22 protein-coding genes are annotated in these 18937 nt (G+C 47.5%); 14 read left to right on the top strand and 8 right to left on the bottom strand.

Translation table 11 applies throughout. From position 1 onward, the window contains the following. Window positions 1–113 precede the first annotated feature (113 nt). A complete protein-coding gene (locus LRL21_RS04675; protein WP_240414594.1) occupies window positions 114–482 on the bottom strand; it encodes a VOC family protein in 369 nt (122 codons plus the stop codon). 159 nt (window positions 483–641) lie between these two features. On the opposite strand from LRL21_RS04675, the gene LRL21_RS04670 reads away from it, so the two are divergent. Beyond that, entirely contained in the window at window positions 642–968 is a 327-nt protein-coding gene (locus LRL21_RS04670) for a TetR/AcrR family transcriptional regulator (RefSeq protein ID WP_240414593.1), read from the top strand. A 183-nt stretch (window positions 969–1151) separates the two neighbouring features. On the opposite strand, the gene LRL21_RS04665 is transcribed toward LRL21_RS04670, so the two are convergent. Both LRL21_RS04665 and LRL21_RS04660 read right to left on the bottom strand, forming a co-directional pair. Then, on the bottom strand, window positions 1152–1958 hold the full coding sequence (locus tag LRL21_RS04665; protein WP_240414592.1) for a histidinol-phosphatase: 807 nt from the start codon (window positions 1956–1958) through the stop codon (window positions 1152–1154). Window positions 1959–1964: 6 nt separating this feature from the next. After that, the gene (locus LRL21_RS04660; RefSeq protein WP_240414591.1) at window positions 1965–2867 is read right to left on the bottom strand and encodes a LysR family transcriptional regulator; all 903 of its coding nucleotides are present in this window, start codon (window positions 2865–2867) and stop codon (window positions 1965–1967) included. A gap of 275 nt (window positions 2868–3142) precedes the next feature. Between LRL21_RS04660 and LRL21_RS04655 the strand changes: the two genes are divergently transcribed. Both LRL21_RS04655 and LRL21_RS04650 read left to right on the top strand, forming a co-directional pair. Beyond that, window positions 3143–4705 carry an MDR family MFS transporter gene (locus LRL21_RS04655; protein WP_240414662.1) on the top strand — a complete coding sequence of 521 codons (1563 nt, stop codon included), beginning with the start codon at window positions 3143–3145 and terminating at the stop codon, window positions 4703–4705. 40 nt (window positions 4706–4745) lie between these two features. Further along, a complete protein-coding gene (locus LRL21_RS04650; RefSeq protein ID WP_240414590.1) occupies window positions 4746–5312 on the top strand; it encodes a PadR family transcriptional regulator in 567 nt (188 codons plus the stop codon). Between the two features lie 128 nt (window positions 5313–5440). Here LRL21_RS04650 and LRL21_RS04645 read toward each other — a convergent pair whose 3' ends face one another. Together LRL21_RS04645 and LRL21_RS04640 are read right to left on the bottom strand one after the other, a co-directional pair. Next, the gene (locus LRL21_RS04645) at window positions 5441–6073 is read right to left on the bottom strand and encodes a histidine phosphatase family protein (protein ID WP_240414589.1); all 633 of its coding nucleotides are present in this window, start codon (window positions 6071–6073) and stop codon (window positions 5441–5443) included. 4 nt (window positions 6074–6077) lie between these two features. Beyond that, window positions 6078–6875, bottom strand: coding sequence for an HAD-IIA family hydrolase (locus LRL21_RS04640; RefSeq protein ID WP_240414588.1), 798 nt, complete (start codon window positions 6873–6875; stop codon window positions 6078–6080). Between the two features lie 166 nt (window positions 6876–7041). On the opposite strand from LRL21_RS04640, the gene LRL21_RS04635 reads away from it, so the two are divergent. After that, window positions 7042–7854, top strand: coding sequence for a Cof-type HAD-IIB family hydrolase (locus LRL21_RS04635; protein WP_240414587.1), 813 nt, complete (start codon window positions 7042–7044; stop codon window positions 7852–7854). 252 nt (window positions 7855–8106) lie between these two features. Next, window positions 8107–8568 (top strand): zinc ribbon domain-containing protein, encoded by a 462-nt coding sequence (locus LRL21_RS04630; protein WP_240414586.1) that lies wholly within the window; start codon window positions 8107–8109, stop codon window positions 8566–8568. A 33-nt stretch (window positions 8569–8601) separates the two neighbouring features. Here LRL21_RS04630 and LRL21_RS04625 read toward each other — a convergent pair whose 3' ends face one another. After that, window positions 8602–9321, bottom strand: coding sequence for a hypothetical protein (locus tag LRL21_RS04625; protein ID WP_240414585.1), 720 nt, complete (start codon window positions 9319–9321; stop codon window positions 8602–8604). A 268-nt stretch (window positions 9322–9589) separates the two neighbouring features. Between LRL21_RS04625 and LRL21_RS04620 the strand changes: the two genes are divergently transcribed. The 8 genes from LRL21_RS04620 to rpmG all read left to right on the top strand — a co-directional run bounded on the left by LRL21_RS04620 (window position 9590) and on the right by rpmG (window position 17178). Next, entirely contained in the window at window positions 9590–10717 is a 1128-nt protein-coding gene (locus LRL21_RS04620) for an NAD(P)/FAD-dependent oxidoreductase (protein WP_240414584.1), read from the top strand. Then, entirely contained in the window at window positions 10711–12360 is a 1650-nt protein-coding gene (locus LRL21_RS04615) for a nucleoside recognition domain-containing protein (protein WP_240414583.1), read from the top strand. The genes LRL21_RS04620 and LRL21_RS04615 overlap by 7 nt, the downstream gene beginning before the upstream one ends. A 242-nt stretch (window positions 12361–12602) precedes the next feature. Next, window positions 12603–13064: a Fur family transcriptional regulator gene (locus LRL21_RS04610; protein ID WP_338044575.1), complete on the top strand. Its 462-nt coding sequence runs from the start codon at window positions 12603–12605 to the stop codon at window positions 13062–13064. A gap of 16 nt (window positions 13065–13080) precedes the next feature. Continuing rightward, entirely contained in the window at window positions 13081–13797 is a 717-nt protein-coding gene (locus tag LRL21_RS04605; protein WP_240414660.1) for a metal ABC transporter ATP-binding protein, read from the top strand. Then, window positions 13734–14660 (top strand): metal ABC transporter permease, encoded by a 927-nt coding sequence (locus LRL21_RS04600; protein WP_240414582.1) that lies wholly within the window; start codon window positions 13734–13736, stop codon window positions 14658–14660. The genes LRL21_RS04605 and LRL21_RS04600 overlap by 64 nt, the downstream gene beginning before the upstream one ends. Then, complete coding sequence (locus LRL21_RS04595; protein ID WP_240414581.1) at window positions 14644–15618, top strand: metal ABC transporter substrate-binding protein; 975 nt, start codon at window positions 14644–14646, stop codon at window positions 15616–15618. The genes LRL21_RS04600 and LRL21_RS04595 overlap by 17 nt, the downstream gene beginning before the upstream one ends. A 146-nt stretch (window positions 15619–15764) precedes the next feature. Next, window positions 15765–16979: a GTP-binding protein gene (locus LRL21_RS04590; protein ID WP_240414580.1), complete on the top strand. Its 1215-nt coding sequence runs from the start codon at window positions 15765–15767 to the stop codon at window positions 16977–16979. A gap of 49 nt (window positions 16980–17028) precedes the next feature. Further along, entirely contained in the window at window positions 17029–17178 is a 150-nt protein-coding gene (rpmG, locus tag LRL21_RS04585; RefSeq protein ID WP_076232161.1) for a 50S ribosomal protein L33, read from the top strand. A 205-nt stretch (window positions 17179–17383) separates the two neighbouring features. Here the strand turns inward: rpmG and LRL21_RS04580 are convergent, their stop codons facing one another. Together LRL21_RS04580 and LRL21_RS04575 are read right to left on the bottom strand one after the other, a co-directional pair. After that, window positions 17384–17773 (bottom strand): hypothetical protein, encoded by a 390-nt coding sequence (locus LRL21_RS04580; protein WP_240414579.1) that lies wholly within the window; start codon window positions 17771–17773, stop codon window positions 17384–17386. A 162-nt stretch (window positions 17774–17935) separates the two neighbouring features. Then, complete coding sequence (locus tag LRL21_RS04575) at window positions 17936–18166, bottom strand: eL33 family ribosomal protein (protein WP_240414578.1); 231 nt, start codon at window positions 18164–18166, stop codon at window positions 17936–17938. A 187-nt stretch (window positions 18167–18353) separates the two neighbouring features. Between LRL21_RS04575 and LRL21_RS04570 the strand changes: the two genes are divergently transcribed. Then, complete coding sequence (locus LRL21_RS04570) at window positions 18354–18920, top strand: GNAT family N-acetyltransferase (RefSeq protein ID WP_240414577.1); 567 nt, start codon at window positions 18354–18356, stop codon at window positions 18918–18920. The last annotated feature ends 17 nt before the right edge of the window (window positions 18921–18937 follow it).

Raw genomic sequence — 18937 nt, 5'->3', positions numbered from 1 at the left:
GCGGCTTTCGCGACCGGAAGATGGTTGAACGAGCGTGTCATCGGTGCCTTCGAATTCGCTGAATACATGATACGGAGAACTGCAACATAAGTAACGGCAAGTTTTTTCAATTCCTAGCAATTATAGCAGGTCACCTCAAAATGAATTTCCCCTAAAGCCGTGAAATACAAGGTGTAGCCACCCCGTATCATTCTAGGTTCATGCTCCGATGCAATGCCGACTACCGCCAGTTTTTTATAGAATTGATCAACCTCAGACATCGTATCGACATAGAACCCTAGATGGAAGTCCTTGGGGTAAAGAGCTGCTTCATTTTGGTTGGACGGCAACTTGCTAAGAACCAGGGTAAACCCTTGACCGTCGGTCATCACGGCAATGAAATCGCCTTTTTGATCTAAAAGTTGAAAGTCGAATAGATTTTGAAAAAGTACAATTGCCTCAGACAGATCGTAAACGCATAAATTCAAATGGTTAAGCTTCATTGGATGATCTCCTCTCAGTAAAGTCCTATTTTCTCGTAAAGCTCAAAAGCTGGCTTCCTTACGATATCTCGGAATACGCACTAACAATGAAGGATTGTGCTTCATCAGTGTTAGAATACAAACAAGTGGTATACATGTCAAGTGAAAGAGGTGAGCTCAATGGCAAGACGACAAACCACCCGAATTTCGAACTCGTTAATCGAGAATAGCGTAAGTCATATTCCGCTTGACCGGATTCGAATCCTGGAAACCGCCCTTAAATTATTAGACGAGATTGGCTTGAAAGAATTAAGTATGAGGAAAATAGCGGAGAAATTACAAGTAAAAACGGCATCCCTGTATTACCACGTCGAAGATAAAGAACAATTTCCGAATATGATTCGCCTAGCTACCTATACCACAATAACCAATTGGGAGAATGAGTTTCATTTTGGATTGAGTGTATTAATAGACAGGTTTTCAGTCAAACTCATGCGGGGGAAATAAGGTGACTTGTCGATACAGTCATTGCGGAAACCCTGCCACAAGTAACGACTGGCAGTGGAGTCGTTGAAGGCTTTTAACTCATTTGTTTTTTAAATGTAGCTAAAGGAATAACAAAAATACCCCGAGTAAGGGGTATTTGTTAGCCCGTCATGCAGACTGGTTGTACGTCTTCCTCCTGTGAACTTACAAAGGGACGATTTGACGTTCCTTTTGTTTGAAATACACCCATTCCTTAAAGCCGATCTCCTTCAAACGCTTGCTGACCTCGTCCCAGTCATCGCCGACACGCTCAGGCACATGGGCATCCGAGCCGAAGGTAACTCTGACTCCGTAATGAAGCGCCCGTTCAAGAACCTCATCAACCGGATACCAGCCGCCGCAGGCTTTGGTTTTGCCGGAGGTGTTGATCTCGATTGCCACATCTTGCTCGCCAATGATCTGGAGCGTACGATCCACGGAATCGGTCGGTACCGCCGAGAAAGGTACAAAGTAAGCGCGCATCGCATCAATATGCCCAAGAATCTGAAAAATACCGCTGCGGGCCGATTGCTCAATCAGACCGTAATAAATGTCTTTTTGTTCAACGAGCTGAGCATCGGTTAGTCCCTGGAAACGGGTCTTGTTGAATATACTCGTACCTCCGGACAAATGAACGGAGCCGATAATGTAATCAAAAGGGTACTTCTCATATATTTGCCGATACAGCTCTGCATGCTCAGGGAAAAAATCGGACTCCACACCGAGCAGCACATCGATTTTGCCGCTGTATTCCTGCTTGAGCTTCAACACTTCATCAATATAGATCGCGAACTCGCTTTTGCCCATTGCAATACCCGGCTGTTCCCGTTCCAACTTACTCCCGAAATAAGGAGAATGGTCGGAAATCCCGATGACCGATAGTCCGTGACGAATACCCGCCTCGACATAATCGCGTATCGTGCCTACGGCATGGCCGCAGCGTTCGTGATGCGTGTGTAAATCGAATTTCATTAAAAATCACTCCGATCCAATAAATTGTATTTCTTGCATGCCTTTTAGATCCAGCAGGAATTGATGCAGCGCCGAGCTTAAATAGCGTCCGGATTTATATATAACGCCGACAGGATGGCTGATTTCGAGCTCATGAACTTTAACCATCTTTAGGGTGCCCAGTCGAAGCTCGTTAGCAATCGACATCTTCGAAATAATCGCAGCGCCTAAATTCAGCTCAACCATTCGCTTCACCTCTTCGCTGCTGGACAGCTCCATAACGATTTGCGGGGTGATGTTAAGCTGTTTGAAAATTTGATCGACAAACCTGCGGCCTGCTGTTTCAGGCGAAAGCATAATTAATGAAATGTCATGCAGCCTCTCAATAGGCACGTGAGCGTAGCGACTGAGCGGATGATCGGGTGATACTACCAATTCAAAAGTATCGTAGTACAGCACCGAGCTTTCGAGTGAAGGCTGTTTTTCAAATAAATACGTGATGCCGATATCAATGGTGCCATTTTCGACGCTATGCATGATTTGTGAGGTTGTCATCGAGTGGATCGTCGTTTTGATCAATGGAAATTGATTTTGAAAATAAGACAGCACCCGCGGTAAAATCTGAATCGCAATGGAGGTTGTCGTTCCCAGATGGATATGGCCCTGCGGCGTATGATTCAAATCGTTCAGTCTTTCCTTCATATCCTCAACCGTATGCAAAATTAATTCTGCATGTTCGAGGAATATGCGTCCGCTGTCGGTTAGAGTGACTGGCTGGTTACGGTCAATAAGTACGGTTTTGAACTCATCCTCCAGACTTTTTATCTGAGCGGATACAGCTGGCTGTGTGAGGTTAAGCAGCTCGCCTGCTTTGCGGAAGCTCATGGTTTTGGAAATCGTAATTAACGTTTCGAGTTGGTTCAAATTCACTTAATCGGACCCTCCTCTCTAAAAGGTTGTACCTTAGGTGGGTATACAAACCGATTGAAAAATAGATAAATTTTATCGATTTACCCTATAATATAAATACAATTTCTCAATATAGTCATTATATGACACATGGCAGTGAGGAGCAAACCTAAATAAGGTAATTTTTAAAAAATGAGTCGTTATTCCTTGTTAAACTTTGATTAATCACTTGTTAATTACTCAAATTTGAATATAATAATTAACGTAAGTATAAAAGTAAAAATGAGGGTGAAATGATGGTTAACAAAAAATCTAACGTCCGTCTGACGATCGTCGGATTAATGCTGGGCCTGCTCTTGGCTTCACTAGACCAGACGATTGTCTCTACGGCGATGCCAACGATTGTCGGAGAGTTTGGGGGCTTGGACAAGTTTGTATGGGTATTTTCCGCATATTTGATTGCGAATGTCGTATCGATGCCGATTTTCGGTAAATTATCCGATATGTACGGGCGCAAGAAATTTTTCTTGCTTGGCCTGGTCGTGTTCATGATCGGCTCTGCCTTATGCGGGACTTCAACGAGTATGTTCCAATTGATCGTTTATCGCGCGATTCAGGGTATTGGCGGTGGCGCTCTGATGCCGATTACGTTCACTATCGTATTTGATCTGTTTCCACCTGAGAAGCGGGGTAAAATGCAGGGCTTGTTCGGTGCAGTTTTTGGTATTTCAAGTGTTTTGGGGCCGCTGGCTGGAGCTTATTTTACGGATTATGTGAATTGGAAATGGATATTTTTCATTAACTTGCCGTTGGGTGTAGTCTCTCTGCTGCTGATCACTTTATTTTATCACGCGACACTGCCTAATAATCCGAATCAAAAAATCGACTGGTGGGGGACCATCACTTTTGCCGCTTCCGTGCTGTGTCTGATGTTCGGGTTAGAGCTTGGAGGTAAGGAGTTCGCCTGGAACTCTCTGCAGAGCTATAGCTTATTCAGCGGTTTTGTCATTCTGCTGGCGTTATTTCTCTGGATCGAGACTCAAGTATCGGATCCTGTCGTACCGCTTAAATTGTTCCGCAATAAGCTGTTTACAGCGAGTATGGGAACCAGCCTGTTCTATGGAGCGATCCTGATGTCTGCCGCTTCTTACATTCCTCTGTTCATTCAGGGCGTGTATCAAGGCTCAGCTTCGAGTGCTGGACAAGTGCTGACTCCGATGATGCTGGGTGTTGTCGTCAGTAGTGTATTCGGAGGCCGCTTTATCAGTAAATTGCCTTACCGTAATATATTGCTCGTATCGTGTGCACTTCTGCTTATAGCAACCTCATTGTTATCGACGTTGTCCTATTATTCACCTGCGTGGGTCCAATCGCTGTTCGGCATATTCGGAGGTACGACTCCACAGCTGACACCACGACCATTGGTTATCATTTATATGATTCTTATGGGTCTGGGGATCGGGGCATCCTTTCCGGTGGTCTCGATGTCGTCGCTGCATAATGTAGGCTTTGAGTTCCGCGGTACTGTGACGTCCATGGTTGCCTTCTTTCGTTCGATCGGCTCGGCTATCGGGGTGACCATACTTGGAAGTGTGCAGACGGGTGCACTGACCTCGCGGCTGACAGAGCTGCTTCCAGGCTCCAATATGGCACAAATCGATCCACGTGCGCTATTGCAGCCTGATGTGAGAGCCAAGATTCCACCGCAAGTATTGGAAAAGCTGACGATTGGGCTGGCAGATTCGATTGCTATTGTTTTTCAGTGTACACTGATTATGGCGGTCGCCGCCTTGATCTGCATTTTGCTGATGGGTAAGGCGAGGATGGAAATCCCGTCGCATACGAAGCAAAAGGCGTAATGTCAGTACTCGAAATCCTCAGAAATAAGGTGAGTGCTCCATGTCCATGAAGCTGGTTATTCTCGGGCTTTTAATGGAAAAAGAAAGCCATCCCTATGAAATCAAGCAGACGATGATGGAACGTGATATGCATCATTATATCAAAATGCGTGACGGTTCCTTGTACTATGCGATCGAGCAGTTGAAAAAAAATGACTATATCGAGACCGTTGAAACCGTCAAGGACAGCAGCAGGCCGGATCGGACCATATACCGGATTTCACCATCCGGCAAGCTGTTGTTTCAAGAGCTGCTGCTGCAGCAATTTCAGGAAAAATCCCCTGTCTATTATCCGATGGTAACAGCATTAATGTTCTCGGGTTATGGGGATCAAGAGAAGATTTATGAGATTATTGTAAAGAAAATCGAAGAGCAGAAGCTGAAAAATCGCAAAATGAAGGATTTATATGAGGAGCATATTCCGATCGTGCCTCGCGGTGTGCTGCATATGATGTACTGCTCCTATGAGCATGGCCTCACCCAGCTTCGCTGGCTGGAGCGTCTGGCGAAGGATACCAAGGAAGGGCGCCTGAGCGAGGAAGGCCTTCCACTGGATGAGCAGGCGTAGTCTCCATATTTGAAAAAGAAGGAAGCCTCCGGATCGCTGCAAAGCGGGAATGGAGGCTTCCTTCTTCATATATTCATATGCCTGGCATCGAACCCGTCTGTCTAGGAATCCAGCTGGCACGAGGTACATCAAGCTCCTGATACAACACTGTGAGGCTCAAGATGGGCGTGGTCGTTAAATTGCAGCAGCGACCACTGCTGGTCTTCGAGCTTAAAGCGGCTGATGGACGTATTTGCTGCCTGGAATGACTGCATATGATGGGCTGGAAGTCCAACTGCGTGACGCAGAAAAGCGCGAATTGGACCTCCATGTGTAACAATGACAATATGCATCCCGCGATGGAGCAGGGCGATGCGTTCAACCTCTGCAACAACCCGCTTATGCAGGTCTACGAAGGATTCACCGCCCGGAGAGCGGAATTCCGGATTGACCCGACTTGCCTGCCATCCCGCAGGATCGGCGGCAGCACAAGCCTTGTAGCTCATCCCTGTCCAGTCGCCGCGATTAATTTCCCGCAGCTGGGAGGAGGTGCGAATTTCCTTGTCGTGTGGCCTCCCGATAATAGCGGCTGTTTGCACGGCACGCAGCAGGTCGGAGCTGTATAACACATCAAATCTCTGAAATGACAGCCGCGCAGCCAGCAGCTGGGCTTGACGGGTTCCTTCAAGCGCTAACGGATTGTTCATTTGTCCTTGAAAGATAGGCTCGCGGTTGACGTCTGTTTCTCCATGGCGTATAAGACTAACAATTGTAGGGTTCATCTGATCAACCCTCTTTTTCTTGGCTTAGCGCTTCAGCCAGCATCATCAAATGGTCACACACAAGCTCTGCCCGAATACCGGTTCGCTGCTCATGTGCTTCCAGCGTACTTGACTTCACGAGGCCGGTAAGCACAAGTGCGGTTCGGCAGCCAGCGGCTAATCCGCCTTGAATGTCCGTTTGCAGATTATCACCGACAACCCATATTTGATTCAAAGGCAGGCCCAGTCTGGCAATAGCATAGTTCATAATGATTGGAGACGGCTTGCCAATAATCGTTGGTTCTACTTGACTGGCCCGCTCTATGCTGGCCGCAATGGAGCCTGCACCAGGATGCAGCTCATGGTTCATCGGCAGCAGATGGTCGGGATTCGTCAATATAAAGGCTGCTCCGCTGCGAATATATCGAACTGCCGTTGACAGCTTGGCATAGCTAAATTCCCGGTCGATCCCTTGCACAACAAAGGCGGGCTGAGCACCATGCTCAACCGTCTGGAAGCCTGCATCCTGCAATGCTTGCTGAAGTCCCGTTTCTCCAATCGCATATACCTGTTTATTACTGGACCGTTCCTGCATATAAAGTGCGGCTGCCTGGGATGAGGTAAGCACCTCTTCCGGCAAAGCCTCGATACCGGTTGTACGGAGATGCGCAGCGACCTGCTCCGGCGTACGCGACGAGTTGTTCGTTACGTATAAATAGGGATAATGATGACGGCGCAGCCATTCGATAAATGACGGCGCATAGGGAATAGGCGCATCCCCATCATATAAAGTCCCATCCAAATCGAGTATAAAACCTTTCACTGTTGGCTCTCCCTTTCGTTGACACGCTGATTCTGAACTATGGTGTGCACGTAGTATTGTAACAAAAAAACAAGCAGAGCCGCCACAATCGATTTCATTAATCCTATTGATTTACAAAGCGGAGTCTCTGTGATATCATAGTGAAAATTTTCTGCTGGAGGTCCCGATGGATGTAATAAAGGCTGTTGTCATGGATTTGGATGGAACGCTCTTGAATAGCCGCCGCGAAGTATCAGCACGCAGTCTTCAAGCCCTCATATCGTGTTATCAGGCTGGCATTCATATGATCATTGCTACAGCAAGGCCTGCGCGGTCTTTAAAGATGCTTTTACCCCCTGAGATGCTGGAAATGGGCTGTATAATCTACTATAATGGTGCCCATACTGTTGATTCCGCTTACGATACAGAGGATCATCTATGGATGGATCAGCAGACGATGGTTGAGCTCTATGAGGCGATTATGAGGCGGAATTCGGGACAAATTGTATCTTTTGAAGTAAGGGGTACGATGCTTTGCAATCGCAGTTTGACCCCGGAGCATGCAAGCCTTCTTGGTTTTCCAGATGGCACCCCGTTTCCGGATGTATGCACAAGAGAGGAGCTGAATCAATTTCTGCTTTCCAAAATGCTGTTGTCCAATGACGATGATATATACTCTGAGCTGAACCGTGAATTTGGCCATCGCGTCAAAATTATGTTGACGGATAAAGGCCGACTGATACAAATTATGAATGCGGATGTATCCAAAGCAGCTGCCCTGTTTCCTGTGTTAAAACGCAGAGGTTTACATCCTGATCATGTGATGGTTTTTGGAGATGATTATAACGATCTGGAGCTGTTTGATGTGTGCGGGTACCCTGTGGCGATGGGGAATGCCATTGACGAGCTGAAAAGAAAGGCAAAGCTGACAACAGTGACCAACGATCAGGATGGAGTAGCTGTTGTATTGGAATCCCTGTTACAGACCCATAGTGAATAACTGATAACAAGCGCGGAATAAGGGAAGTGGATGAACGAATGAATAAGTTCGACAAGCAGGAAAAAAGGCTGCTGCTCATATGCGTCATTGTCATCGTATTGTTGGGTGTTTCCCTGCTGCGCCGTTTTTTTTAGCACAAATCGGTACGGCAATAAACAAAATCCGTTAATTTATGAATAATCGGCATGAGTACCTGTCTGTGCTTCATAGCTTTGTAGTAGGAAATACTACGAGGTGAAGGAGAGAGGTCTCATGTCTTTTTTTGACAGGATGAAGCAAGGTGCATCGGGCGCAGCCAAAAAAGCGCAGCAGACAGTCGAAACGACTAAACTGCGCGCTCAAATTACAGCTAAGGAAAAAGAGCAGGAGAAGACAAGCAAGCTGATTGGGGAAGCGGTATTCAAAGCGTATTCGGCAGGCAATTGGAAACAGGCGGACAAGGAAGTGACCGCCCATTGTCAGTATATTAGCTCCTTGCGACAGGAAATCCAGTCCATTGAACAGAAAATCAAACAAGCCCGCCATATGAAGGAATGCCGCTGCGGCAAGGTGGTTGCCAGTGAGGTTAAATTTTGTCCGGCTTGCGGATATTCGTTTACAAGCTCATATGAAGAGAAAGCATCAGCGTCTGAAATCCGTCTAATCTGTCAGGGGTGCCGAACCGCCAATGATGCGGATACGAAGTTTTGCTCGCACTGTGGGTTGACTATGTAAAGAGCCTTGGCTGCTTGGCGGAGTTGATATCTCCTAATGCAAAGGCCCTGATTGTTGATTTTGTCTGGATATGAGGTCTGTGGTCCAATCGATCATCCCGTTCATCATCGCAAGAACTAGATTAATCACATCTTCTTCTTTGAGTGATTTGCCCGAGGTTTGATTGGATATATAGCTTTGCATTTTGAATTCCAACTGACTTGTTAAGTCCTTGAGCTTGGAAAAGTCCTGGGCAATAGCTTGAAAATCACTATCACGTCCGCTGCCATCTGCTTGCTCTGAATCACCACCGCCACTGTTGTCGGCCTGCCTAGAGCTGCCGCTGGAAGAATCACTGCCGCCGCTGTCGGCCTGCTTGGAGCTGCCGCCGGACGAATCACTGCCGCCGCTGTCGGCCTGCTTGGAGCTGCCGCTGGAAGAATCACTGCCGCCACTGTCGGCCTGCCCGGAGCTGCCACCGGACGAATCACTACCGCCACTGTCGGCCTGCCTGAAGCCGCCACTGGAAGAATCACTGCCGCCGCTGTCGGCCTGTCTGTTGGTCTGCTTGGAGTTATCACCAGAGGAATCATTGCCGCCGCCGCGGGTTTGTTTGGCATTATCACCAGATGAATTTGAACCGCTATTAGACTGCCCGCTGTTGTTGACCTGGCTTTGGAGCATTTCTTTAATCGATTGCAATTCCTGTGTTAAACACTGATTTTGTTCATTTAATTGCTCGATTTCATTTTTCAGCTCACGATTACTAATCATGGTGGTCGCTCCTTCAAATGGCATTAAGATGACCATAGTATGACTCATTCGCTGCAACTTCATCCATAAATTGACGTTTGGTATAAGCTGATTGAGGCAAGCATTCTTGGGAGAGCTGTGCTGCAGAGAGAAATGAGTTAAGACTCTCGCGGGTACGGTTCTATTTTTGTGTAAACAATGCTTGCCTATTGAAAATAAATATGTTTTAATACATTTAAATTGTAATTATTACTATTAAAATAAATATAAATCAGGAGCTGATTTCGTAATGGATCGATTTGATTGTATTATCGTTGGAGCCGGACCGGCAGGAATAGGCGTCGGTGTTGCTTTGCAGGATATGGGTTTGACCCACTTCGTTATTTTGGAAAGAAGTGAGGTAGGGGCTTCATTTTTGTTGTGGCCGGAGGAAATGCGTTTTATCACCCCTTCCTTTACTAGTAATGCTTATGGCTTGCTGGATTTGAACGCGATTGCACTAAGTACCTCGCCGGCCTACACACTTGGAACGGAGCATCCTTCCGGGGCGGATTATGCCGACTATTTGCAGGCTGTTGCTGATTATAAGAAGCTGCCTATCCAGACGGGTATCGATGTAGAAGCTGTACGGACAGAGGACGGTGGTTTTGTTGTGGATACTTCGGATGGCCCTCTGCATAGTCGTTTCGTCATATGGGCGGCAGGTGAATTTCAATATCCGCGTCTGGATGGGTTTCCTGGAGCCGAGCATTGCATACACAACAGTCTTGTAGACGAGTGGAAGCAGATTGATGGCGAAGAAATCGTGATCATCGGGGGCTATGAAAGCGGGATTGATGCGGCCATTCACCTGAGCAGGCTGAATAAGAGGGTCAAAGTAATTGATCGCAGCAATCGTTGGGAAAGAAAGGGCAGCAGCGATCCCAGTGTGGAATTAACGCCTTATACGAAGGATCGATTAAAGGAGGCAAATGCTGGCGGACTTATCGAGTTTATGAGCGGTTATGAGGTCCATTGGGTAGAGCCGACCGAGGAAGGCGGATTTATCGTTTATTGCGAAAATGAAGCAGGAGAGCATCAGTTCGTCACAACGGAGCATCCGCCATTATTGGCCACAGGCTTTAACGGAAGTTTGAGCTTGATCGGACCCTTATTTGAGCGAGGCGAACAGGGTGAAGTCAGGCTGAATGCAAATGATGAGTCAACGCTGACGCCAGGGCTATTTGTTGTTGGTCCGGGTGTTGTACATGATAATTTGCTGCTGTGCTTTATTTATAAATTCAGGCAGCGCTTTGCGATTGTGGCCCAGGCTATCGCGGCTACCTTAGGACTTGATGCTTCGATTATTGAGAAATACCGTAAACAAGGGATGCTGCTTGAGGATTTATCGTGCTGCGGGGAGGATTGTCAGTGCTGAGTCAAGTGAAAGCCAGCTCGAGCAGTGTCGTTCTGATCGGTTTTGAATCGTCCGGTAAATCGTCATTGTTTCGGGGACTTACAGGAGATGCAGCAGGAGAGGAAGCGAACTTTCGCGGTTCCACTGTCATGAGCCGTAAAGCAAGATTGTCTGCTGAGCTGGAATTAACCGATCTGCCGGGCATCCGCTTGAAGGATGACAGTACAACGACCAGACTGGCTCTGGAGCAGCTGTCTGAGGCAGACACGGTTGTGCTTGTGGTGCGCGGAACCCACGTACAAGTCGAGCTTCCGATGCTGCTGGATGCTGTGGACTTGCGTGGCAAAAAAGCAATACTGCTGATAACCTTCGAAGATAAGTCATCGGCCAAGCTGCACGAAATGTTGGACTATTATCGCGAATGGCTTGGTATTCCCGTTGCATCCGTCGATTCACGCAGATTGCAAATTCATCAGCAGCAATGCCTGATTCAAGACATAGCTGCAGCGAAGCCCATGCGGTCCAGCGCAATTCCGCTGCTGGCACCAAAGATTCCCGTGGTCCGTCCCCAGACGACCTGGTTCGAGCATCGCGTATGGGGAAGTTGGTTATCGCTGCTGGTGACCGTTCTGGTTTTTGCCGTTCCCGTTTACGCGGCGTACCTTTTCTCCGCATGGATGCAGCCCATAGCGGATCAGGCAGTCATCCGTCCCTTGAAAGCTCTATTTAGCGAATTTCCGGCTATCCTTCAAGCGGTCATGGCAGGGAATTATGGGATATTGACCTTAGGGTGGTATTCCTTTTTGTGGGCTTTTCCGGTTGTGCTATTGGTCGGGATTAGCGTCGGGCTTGTGGAAGAAAGCGGCTTGAAGGATCGGATTACCGATGCATTGGACGGTTGGCTGCGGTATATTGGACTGAATGGACGGGATTTGATTCCGGTATTAAGCGGATTCGGTTGTAATGTGGTTGCTGTATTTCAGAGCCGTACCTGCAGCGCCTGCACACGCAAATCGTGTGTATCGATGATTACCTATGGCTCCGCCTGCAGCTATCAGATCGGTGCATCCTTGTCTATCTTCGGATCGGCAGGCCATCCTTGGCTATTTATACCTTATTTACTCGTTTTGTTTGTAGTCGGAGCGCTCCATACCCGACTATGGAATGTCAGATCGGCTGCTGATGCGCTGCCAGCTTACGCTCATACAACCTTTTTACAAAAGCCGACACTTCGCGGGGTTAGTTGGAGAGTACGCGCGGTCATTAAACAATTTATTTTTCAGGCGATGCCCATCTTTGTAATCATTTGTTTGGTAGCAGCCTTGCTGGAGCAGGTTGGGGGGCTGATATGGTTAGCTGGCAGTGTAGGTCCGCTATTGGCGATCTTTCATCTACCGAGTGAAGCGGCCCCCGGGATACTTTTCTCCATATTGCGTAAAGACGGATTGCTGATACTTAACGAGGGTAATGGCAGCTTGCTGACTATGCTAAGTGCTGGTCAGACGTTCCTGCTGGTTTACCTGGCATCCACACTGACAGCGTGTCTGGTCACAATGTGGACCATCGGTCAGGAACTCGGTATTCGCTTCGCCGCAGCACTGGCAAGTAAACAAGTGCTCACATCTGTAGGAAGCACGCTTCTGCTTGCATGGCTGTTCATCTAAACCTCTTGTTCATGGCAAAGTTCCCATTTTGGAATAATTACGATTAAATCATTGACGAAAGCCAAGGCAGCTGATAGAATGAAAAAAGTAATAATTACTATTAATCGTTTGTAGTTATGAAAATGTGAGATTGTGGGTAAGGCATACGAAGGTTCTCATCGAATTGGCTTCCCAATGCGGCAGCTTTTCTTTTCATAACCATATCGTAATAATTACTTATTAGTTGGGAGGCGGAATGTACTGTGATCGATCGGGGCGTGGAGCGTACGATTCAGGTGATGTCCAATCATGGACTGCGAATTACCGGACAGCGTAGAACGCTTGCGCGATTATTTGCAGAGACATCCGGCTTTTTGTCAGCCAAGGAAGTATATCAGAGTCTGGAGCTGAAGCACCACGGACTTAGCTTTGATACCGTCTATCGCAATCTTAGATTATTACAGGAATTGGGTGTGCTGGAGCAGTTCAATTTTGAGGATGGAATGAAATTTCGTCTGGGCTGCTATGTACATAAGCATCATCACCATCATCTGATATGTCTGTCCTGTGATCAGATCTATCCACTCGACTATTGCCCCATGGAGCATCTGACAAATTTACCAGTGCATTTTCAGGTCGTGAAGCATCAATTTGAAATATACGGATACTGCGAGGAATGCCGACATCCTGAAAGCAAGCCTGTGCAGGATATAGTATCCGCTTGAAAGGAACATGAATATTATGCTGCTTGCTTCTATGAATAAAGTGGTGTTTGGCTATCACGACATTCCGAGTCTGGATGGTGTTAACATCGAACTATTTTCCGGTGAGTTCGTGGCCATAGTGGGACCCAATGGCGCCTCTAAAACGACTCTGCTCAAGCTGGTGCTTGGTCTGCTGCAGCCATGGAGCGGGGAGGTTCGGCTGTCCACTTACAATAAGGATGGGAACAAGCTGGCAGTTGGTTACGTCCCCCAGCAGGTCGCTTCATTTAACAGTGGATTTCCGAGCAAGATTCTCGAATTTGTGCTTTCCGGCAGGTATACCAGTGGATCATGGCTGCGCAGGCTGCGTCCTGAGGATCACGAAATCACAGAACGCTCCCTACGTCAGGTTGGCATGTGGGAACAGCGGCATCGAAAGATCGGCGAGCTGTCTGGCGGTCAAAAGCAGCGGCTGTGTATAGCCAGAGCACTGGCACAGCAGCCGGATTTGCTCATACTTGATGAGCCAACAACCGGTATGGATGAGGAAAGCCGATACGGGTTTTATGAACTGATGCACCATCAGGTGAAGGCACATGGACGTACAGTTGTCATGGTCACTCATGGGCTGTCAGAGGTTAGCCGCTATCTGGATCGCATCATTGAGCTGGAAAGAAAGGAGCACGGAGGATGGAAATGCTGCACTACGACTTCATGCAGCGGGCATTTTGCGCCGGTGGAATCATTGCAGTAATCGCTTCGGTGCTGGGTGTGTACTTAATGCTTAGACGGCAGGCGCTTATGGCCGATATGCTATCGCACGTTTCACTGGCCGGGGTGGCAGCTGGTGCAGTCCTAAAAGTCAATCCGGCACTAATGGGATTTGCTGTAGCTGTGCTTGGCGCGATTGCAGTTGAATATGTACGGCGATCGTACAAAACCTACAGTGAAATTTCAGTTGCGATCATCATGATCGGCGGATTGTCTACCGCTGTTGTTCTGATGAGCTTGAACCAGAGCATTAATAAAGGCTTTTCTGCTTATTTGTTTGGCTCGGTGGTAGCGGTCAATGAAACCGAGCTTTATATGATGCTGGGCGTTGCTGTGATCGGAGGAATTTTCTTTTATACGCTGAGAAGACCTTTATACCAAATTACGTTTGATGAGGAAACAGCCCGAACTAGCGGCCTTCCAGTCAAGCAGATTTCACTTGCCTTCAGTATTCTTACGGGAATGATTGTAGCTGCGGCTATGCCGATTGTTGGTGTGCTGCTGGTCTCTTCCTTGATCATTCTGCCTGCCGCACTCGCAATACGGATAGCTCCGAGCTTTGCAGCTGCGCTCCTGTTATCTATGGTTATCGGCTTGGTCGGCGTATTCAGCGGACTGACGGCTTCTTATACCTGGAGTACTCCTCCTGGCGGCACGATTGCACTTGTGCTTTTGATTTTCCTAGTGATCGGAATTGTGGTTAAAAAATGTATCGTCAAGCTGGGCAAAAATCGCAACACGAGTATGGAATTACAGAAAAGAGAGCTTCAAAGCGAGGCTCGCAGTTTTATGAAAGAACCATCTATTCAGGAAGCAGGGGGAAACAATCATGAACGCGTGGTTTAAAACAACAGCTATATTGGCAATCTCATCAAGCTTATTGCTTGCAGCGTGTGGGAATTCGGATTCGCAGGCGTCCTTTAGCGGTAAGAAATTGAAGGTCGCGGCATCCTTTTATCCGATGGTTGAATTCACCAAGCAGGTGGCAGGTGAGCATGCCGAGGTGATCGGCTTGATTCCTTCAGGCGTTGAGCCGCATGATTGGGAGCCGTCAGCCAAGGAGATGAAGCTGATCAAGGAAGCTGATGTTTTCGTCTATAACGGGATTGTGGAGGGCTGGGTCGAGGCTTCACTGAAGAGTGCGGCTAATGATAAAAGGATTGTGGTGGAGGCCAGCAAGGGAATCGATTTGCTGGAGGGCTTGCCGGAGGAAGAGGAAGCTGATCAGAAGGCACCTGCCAAGGACGGAGCCAAGCAGGAAGAGCACCATCACGACGATGATCACGATCCGCATGTATGGCTGAACCCGGTTCTGGCGCAAAAGGAAGTAGCATCGATTCAGGCTGCATTGGAGAAAGCCGATCCCGCCCATAAAGACGATTACAAGAAAAATGCTGATGCTTACATAGCGAAGCTGAAGGATTTGGATCAAGCCTTCAAGACGGATCTGAAAAATCCAAAACGTAAAGAATTCGTAACCCAGCATGCTGCATTCGCCTATCTGGCCAAGGAGTATGGATTGATTCAGGTGCCTATCGCAGGACTGTCGCCCGAACAAGAGCCATCCCCTGACAAAATGGTTGGCATTGTGAAGTTCGCTAAGGAAAAGCAGGTGAAAACGATCTTTTTCGAAACACTGGTTGATCCTAAAGTGGCGGCTACCGTTGCCAAAGAAATAGGTGCCAAAACCGATGTGCTCAATCCGTTGGAAGGCTTGACGGATGAGGACAAGAAGAACAAGCTGGATTATATCGGCGTGATGAAAAACAATTTGGCAGCTTTGAAAAAAGCATTGAATGAATAACTCTTTATAGAATCTATTCAAAAAGGACGGTTACTGCTGAAGGGGCATGCTTAAGAGCTGTGGCTAACGCTGCCAGCATACCCTTTCTCTCCGGCCTTCCTTCTGGATTTATAATAGTAATAATTACATTTAAAAGGAGCTTGGCCATGCAACCATTCCAAATACCCGTAACCGTGCTGAGCGGCTATCTCGGTTCTGGTAAAACGACACTGCTGAATCATGTACTGAATAATCGTAATGGATTGAGAGTAGCTGTCATTGTTAACGATCTGAGCGAGGTTAATATTGATGCTGACCTTATAAAAAACGGCGGCGGCTTATCACGTACGAATGAGACGCTGGTGGAGATGTCCAACGGATGTATATGCTGTACATTGCGGGAGGATTTGCTTCGGGAGGTTGAAAGACTTGCCAAGGAAAACCGTTTCGATTATATCCTGATCGAATCCACTGGTGTTGGTGAACCGGTTCCCGTAGCGCAAACCTTTACGTATATGGATGAGGAGCATGGGATCGATCTGACCCGATTTTGCCGTCTGGATTGTATGGTTACGGTTGTTGACGCCTATCGCTTCTGGCATGACTTCTCTTCCGGTGAAACACTGCTGGAGCGCAGCCAGGCTGTAGGGGAAGACGATACACGTGAGGTCGTGGATCTGCTTATCGATCAAATCGAGTTTTGCGATGTGCTCGTACTGAATAAGTGCGATAGCGTAGAGGAGGACGAACTGCTGGAGCTTGAACAAATTCTCCGTAAGCTGCAGCCTCGTGCCAAGCTGCTTCGTTCCGTTCAGGGACAGGTGGACCCGGCAGAAATACTGAATACCGGTTTATTCAATTTTGATGAGGCAAGCGTATCCGCAGGCTGGATCAAAGAAATGGAAAAGCCATCACATACCCCTGAAACTGAGGAATACGGCATTACTTCTTTTGTATATGAACGGACAAAACCTTTTCAACCGGAACGATTAATGGAATGGATGGCGCAGTGGCCAGCTGAGATTGTTCGTGCCAAAGGGATGATGTGGCTCGCAACGCGTAATGATTACGCACAAAATATAAGCCAAGCTGGTCCTTCCGTTCAATTTGGTCCTGCCGGATACTGGATTGCCGCGCTTCCTGAAGAGGAGCAAGCAGCACTTCAGCTGGAGGATCCCGAATTGAATGAGACTTGGGATGTGGTCCATGGTGACCGTATGAATAAGGTTGTATTTATCGGTATTGAGATGGACAAGGCACAAATCGTCTCCTCCCTGGACGCCTGTTTACTGACAGAAGAGGAGATGCATCAGGATTGGACCCTGTTCGGTGACGAGCTCCCCAATATGCAGGAATCCGAATTGGAGACTGTCCAGCAGTGACTGGAGGTAGTATCAGCTGTAAAGGCGGAACTGGAAGGAGGTGAATAGCTTGCGAGTAATCATCACATTGGCTTGCACGGAAACGGGAGATCGTAATTACACGACGACCAAGAACAAAAGAAATCAACCCGGACGTATGGAATTGCGTAAATACAGCCCAAGATTGAAAAAATATACGATTCACCGCGAAACCAGATAATAGCATGAATGTGGGACCGGGCTGCAATGTCCGGTTTTTTATGTGTGGTTGGGACAAAAAAAAGAGCCGTCAGATTCGGAAGCACGCTATGGCTTCTGAGTTTTTGGCTCCCTGCTTCGGTCATTTAGCTTTGCTTCTGCACTTTGCAATCGCTGTTGTGGTGCCATGGACTGACCCTGTTTCTCTGGCACTCTTATCGTTGTGTTCAAAAGAACCACAAAAACTTCCGTCTGGGTGCGACTTGACGTTCAGAACGAGGAATCAGTTTGTATTTGACTGCTTCATGATTCATCGCTGCTCCTGTCTCTGCCAGCATTTCCTTACTTGTCGAGGTCTCCATCACGGTCTCTGAAGCCGCGAGTGATTCATTGTCAGGGGTCAGGGATTTCGTCCACATAAGCCGTTCCGTCGTAACCGCGACTTCTCCGATTAGCAGTTGCTGCTCTGTCAACTGCCGCTCCATAGACTCGACTCGCTGCTTAAGCGCAGCATGCTCCCGCTCCTGTATCTTGACCCGCTCATAAAGCATCTTCATCGTGAGCTTGGGATGTGTCTGCTGCTTCAACTCATCTTCATTGGATACAATAGGGCTCACCTTACCTACTCCTTCTGCTTCATAGATTTTATCCCGAATTCAAGCTTTACAACCTTGATGCAGGCTCGGCTGCCGCTCGTATTCGCTGATAGCTCTATCGTACAGCAAGTCCATTAAGGATGCTGTCACAACCTGCTGTCAAAATCAGGGCATAATCGACGATTAAAATAACAATACGATAGCAAGCAGATCAAACAGGACTAACGGAATAATAAACGGGAAAAATGAGGTATGGACTTTCTTGCCATCATTGACGGAAGTAACCTTAAGATGTACCCTTTTACCATCGACTTTGACAATCTTTCCTACATAGGTATTTCCATTTCTGGATTTGATGCGGACACGCCGATTTAAATATTTGACACATTTATTGTAATTGGAAATAACGGACATAAGGATAACCCCCTTTTCGTGTGATACTGTATGATATGGTACTGGCAAGCAATAAGTGTGGACGGTCCGTGAGTTGACAGCCTGCAGGCTGGACCCCGGTTGTTAAGGTGATGATCCGGTATGAGTTTGCAAACGGATCTTGGTTGTGGTTCACTATGGTGTAAGTCGAGCTTCAGGAGGGATTTTCATGATACGGCAGGCAACTAAAGAAGATGCGGAAGCTGTTATCAGTTTAATGTATACAGCGATAGGCAATATTGTGCACACACTGGCAGGAACCGATGATGTCGAGGATGCGCTGCAGGTGCTGGGGCAGTTTTTTCGGGAAAAAGGGAACCGGATCAGCTTCGAAAATGTGCTGGTATTGGAAGAGGATCAGCGAGTGATCGCCTTTATGCTTGCTTACCATGGCAGCCAAGCAGCCGAATTGGATCGTCCATTTCTTGAACGTTTGGCCGCGATCGGCAGCACAACGCAAACGATTGAACGCGAAGCGCGTGAGGATGAGTACTATTTGGATTCCATCGCAGTTCATTCGGACTATCAGGGCAGGGGCCTCGGGACCGAGCTGCTGCGCTTGTTCCAACAGCAGGCTACAGAGCTTGGACATCATAAAATTATGCTGCTTGTAGATCAGGAAAATGCGTCTGCCAAGCAGCTATATGTTAAGCAGGGATATAGCGAGGATGGTGTTGTTCAGGTCAGCGGACATCTTTTTTATCGGATGATTAAACGATTAGATCAGGCTCACTGAACATGCTAAATTTATAT

It is taken from the genome of Paenibacillus periandrae, from assembly GCF_022458865.1.
Lineage (GTDB): Bacteria > Bacillota > Bacilli > Paenibacillales > NBRC-103111 > Paenibacillus_S > Paenibacillus_S periandrae.
This window is presented reverse-complemented; position numbering and strand designations above follow the sequence as displayed.